The following is a 3,305-nucleotide window of genomic DNA, read 5'->3' as shown; positions in this document are numbered from 1 at the left end:
GGGGCACATCGGCGGTCGCCGGTGGGGGTCGACGGGGGGTCTGCGAGGGGTCGGCGGGGGGGGCGGCGGGGTCGCCGCGAACTCGGCCGGATCGCGACCACCCGTTCGCGTGAATACGGGTCGAAGCCGCCGCCAGGCCGCCGGAGTTCCAGACCATCGCATGAATGACGATCAATCAAAAGCTCTTCCGACAAGGCCTTGTGGCGACCGCTTCCACCGTCGCGGCGCTGGCCGCGACGGCCGCCCAGGCCGCACCCGTCCAGCGGGACGACGGCCCGCACCGCTACAAGGTGTCCATCCGGAGCGCCGGGGCCTGGGCGCTGCCCGCCGGCCTGACCTCCTTCACGGTGTACGCCCGGGGGCCCGGCGGCGGCCCGTCCGGTCGGGACGGCCGCCCGGGCACCCGCCGCCAGGGCACCCGCCACAGTCGTCCGACATCGCACGAGACCGCCCCAAACCGTTCGGAACCGCTCCGCCGCCACCCCGCGGACGCGCCCAAAAGGGGTGTGATTCCGGCCGATTCGGCGATCGCCCTGCCAACGAACCGACCGTGGATGAGACTTGGCCGTCGGACCGGGAACCCGACCGACCCGAATCCGACGGAGCATCAACTCTCTTGATCCACTTGATCGTTGACACGACAGGAGTTTCCGGATGGCTGGTTCCCCCACCCTTCGCAGAGCCGCCCCGGCCGCCGCCGCGGCGGCCGTCGCCCTGCTGCTCGGCCCGGTGCCCACGGCCGCGGCGGCAGACCCGGGCGCACCACTGCCGACCCCGCACCTGCTGCCACTGCCCGCGAACGCCGCCCCGCTCAGCTCGGTGTACGACCTGAACAACGCGGGCGACATCCTCGGCGAGACCTACCTGAACATCCCCAACCGGTTCGCCCCGCGCGCGCTCCGCTGGAACGCCCACCGGTCCGGCGTCACCACCCTGGAACCGCTGCCCGGCGAGGTCGCCACCCGCCCGGGCTCCCTGAACGCTGCGGGCGTCGCGGTCGGGGTCTCCTTCGCCACGCTGACCGACAACCACCCGGTCCGCTGGGCGGCGGACGGCACCCCGACCGCGCTGGAGCTGCCGGCCGGAGCCCGCGGCGGCAGCGCGTCCAGGATCAACAACGCCGGTGTGGTGATCGGCGGCTGGTACGACTCCGGCTACCGGTCCAAGCCCTTGAAGTGGCAGGCCGACGGCACCCGGGTCGACCTGCCGCTGCTGCCCGGCGACGGCACCGGCTCGGCCTCGTTCATCAACGACGCGGGCTTCGTCATCGGCTGGTCCTCGGGGTCCGTCGGCGGCGAGTCCCGGACCCGGACGGTGGTCTGGAGCCCGTCGGGCGACGTGACGGCGCTTCCGCTCCCCCCGGGGATCGACGCGGCCGGGGTCGTCCGGATCACCAACGACGGCGTGATCCTCGGCCAAGGACGGCGCGCGGGGGGCACCGAGTTCGACCGGGTGGTGGCCTGGGACGCGAACGGCACCGCCCGGGACGTGGCCTACGGCCGGCTGAGCTCCGTCAACAACGCGAACACCATCGCCGGAACGACGTTCGGTGCCGACCGCTCCGAGCATGCCGCGCGCTGGACCCTGGACGGCACGCTGACGCTGCTCGACGCCCCGGCGGGCCGGCAGGCCTGGGCGAGCACGATCAACGCCGCGGGCACGACCGTCGGTTTCGCGGAGGGTCCGACCCCGTACCGCCGCACGCCGGTGCTGTGGCGGCCCGACGGCACGGCCGTGCCGCTCCCGCCGTCCTCGCTCGGCCCCTACGCCCGGGCCCTCCTCGTCAACGAATCCGGGGTGATCGCCGGGGATGCCACCTGGTACGACGCGCCGAACGCGCAGGACCTCCCGCGCGCGATGATCTGGAAGCCCTGATGGCCGCGGCCCGCCTCCACCTCGACCTCGACCTCGACAGGACGGACGCGACGGACGGGACGGGAGTCCGCCGGACGACCGGCTCGCGTCCCCCGCGCCCCGCGGCCCTCGTCGCCGCAGCGGCCCTCGTCGCCACCGCCGCGTCCGCCGCCCTGCTGCTCGGCCCGGTGCCCACGGCCACGGCGGCCGCTCCGGCCGCACCGCTGCCGGCCCCGCGGTTCCTTCCCGAGCCGCCGGGCACCGCCTACAGCCTGGCGCGGGGCCTGAGCCGCGACGGCGCCGTCGTCGGCGAGTACTACGCGGACGTCTCCGGGCAGTTCACCCCGCGCGCCGTGCGCTGGCATCCCGACCATCTCGGCTACACCGTCCTGGCGCCGCTGACCGGCGACCTGTCCAGCCGCCCGGTGGGGCTCAACGGCACGGGCACCGTGGTCGGGCTCTCCTACCGGACGATGTCCGACAACCACCCGGTCCGCTGGGCCCCGGACGGGACCGCCACGGCGCTGGCGCTGCCGGCCGGTGTCCGCGGCGGCAGCGCGTCCTCGGTCAACGACGCCGGCGTGGTGGCCGGCGGCTCGTACGACGACACGTACCGGTCCAAGCCCCTGAAGTGGCGGGCCGACGGCACCAGGGTGGATCTGCCGCTGCTGCCCGGCGACACCGCGGGCTCGACCGCCGCCGTCACCAACGCGGGCGTCGTCGCCGGCACCTCCGAGCGGAGCCTCGGCGACGGCCGCTCCCAGGAGACCCCGGTGCTCTGGAGCCCGGCGGGCGCCGTGTCCGCGCTCCCGCTTCCGCCGGGCCTCGACGGGGCCCGGGTGGACGGGATGACCGACGACGGCGTGGTGCTCGGTCACGGGCGGCGCACCGGAGGCACGGAGTTCGACCGGGTGCTGGTGTGGACTCCCGGCGGCGCCGTCCGCGACGCCGGCTACGGTCGGACGAGGGCCGTCAACAGCGCGGGCACCGTGGTCGGGGCGACGTTCGACAGCCACCGCTCCGCCTTCGCCGCCCGCTGGAACCCGGACGGTACGCAGACCCTGCTCGACGGCCCGGCGGGCCGGCAGAGCGAGGCGATGGCGGTCAACGGCGCGGGAACCGCCGTCGGCGAGGCGCAGGGCCCGGACTGGAACCGCACCACGGCCCTGCTGTGGAGGCCCGACGGGACGGCCGTGCCGCTCCCGCCGTCCCCGCTCAGCCCGTACGCCCAGGCGCTGTTCGTCAACGACGCCGGGGTGGTCGCCGGGAACGCCGTCGAGCTCGACGCGGCCGGCGAGCCGGTCGCGGCCCACGTGATCGTCTGGAAGTCCTGACGGTTCGACGGCGGACGGCGGGGGGGGGGGGGGGGCCCCCCCCCCCCCCCCCCGGGGCGGGGGGGCCCCCCCGCCCCCCCCCCCAAACACACAAAAAAAAAAACCAAAGCCCAATAA

Annotated in this window: 2 protein-coding genes; both read left to right on the top strand. The window is 75.4% G+C overall.

Going from position 1 to position 3,305, the window contains the following annotated elements:
• Positions 1 to 654 precede the first annotated feature (654 nt).
• On the top strand, positions 655 to 1,875 hold the full coding sequence (locus tag ACIQOV_RS33870; RefSeq protein WP_401054616.1) for a hypothetical protein: 1,221 nt from the start codon (positions 655 to 657) through the stop codon (positions 1,873 to 1,875).
• Positions 1,875 to 3,188 carry a hypothetical protein gene (locus tag ACIQOV_RS33865; RefSeq protein WP_401054615.1) on the top strand — a complete coding sequence of 438 codons (1,314 nt, stop codon included), beginning with the start codon at positions 1,875 to 1,877 and terminating at the stop codon, positions 3,186 to 3,188. Before ACIQOV_RS33870 ends, ACIQOV_RS33865 begins: the two co-directional genes overlap by 1 nt.
• The last annotated feature ends 117 nt before the right edge of the window (positions 3,189 to 3,305 follow it).

The organism is Kitasatospora sp. NPDC091257, from assembly GCF_044757675.1.
In the GTDB taxonomy this organism is placed as follows: Bacteria; Actinomycetota; Actinomycetes; order Streptomycetales; family Streptomycetaceae; genus Kitasatospora; species Kitasatospora lactacystinica.
This window is presented reverse-complemented; position numbering and strand designations above follow the sequence as displayed.

Excerpts from the sequence above, each read along its gene's own strand:
- ACIQOV_RS33870 (WP_401054616.1), top strand. The coding sequence starts at position 655 with ATGGCTGGTTCCCCCACCCTTCGCAGAGCCGCCCCGGCCGCCGCCGCG.
- ACIQOV_RS33865 (WP_401054615.1), top strand. The coding sequence starts at position 1,875 with ATGGCCGCGGCCCGCCTCCACCTCGACCTCGACCTCGACAGGACGGAC.